This is a genomic window from Bacillus cereus group sp. BceL220 (assembly GCF_051776965.1).
Taxonomy (GTDB): Bacteria; Bacillota; Bacilli; order Bacillales; family Bacillaceae_G; genus Bacillus_A; species Bacillus_A cereus.
The window spans coordinates 1-290 of sequence record NZ_JBPWBC010000069.1 but is presented as its reverse complement, the minus strand read 5'-3'; the positions used below and the strand labels follow the sequence as shown (position 1 = coordinate 290).

The window sequence follows — 290 nt, the reverse complement described above, 5'->3', positions numbered from 1 at the left end:
AACGTCCTACTCTCACAGGGACAAGGTCCCAACTACCATCGGCGCTAGAGAGCTTAACTTCCGTGTTCGGTATGGGAACGGGTGTGACCTCTCTGCCATCATTACCAGACTGTATTCATTTAAGACAAGAATTATTGTAACTCATTTAACTTCTAAAGTCAACAAGTTTTTTATATTCTTTCAAAACTAGATAACATTGCTTCATATTATATGGTTAAGTCCTCGATCTATTAGTATTCGTCAGCTCCACATGTCACCATGCTTCCACCTCGAACCTATCAACCTGATCA

Annotated in this window: 1 rRNA gene; it reads right to left on the bottom strand. The window is 40.3% G+C overall.

Going from position 1 to position 290, the window contains the following annotated elements:
• A 5S ribosomal RNA gene (gene rrf / locus ACS2FK_RS30575) occupies nt 1–109 on the bottom strand; the annotation flags it as partial.
• Between the last annotated feature and the right edge of the window lie 181 nt (nt 110–290).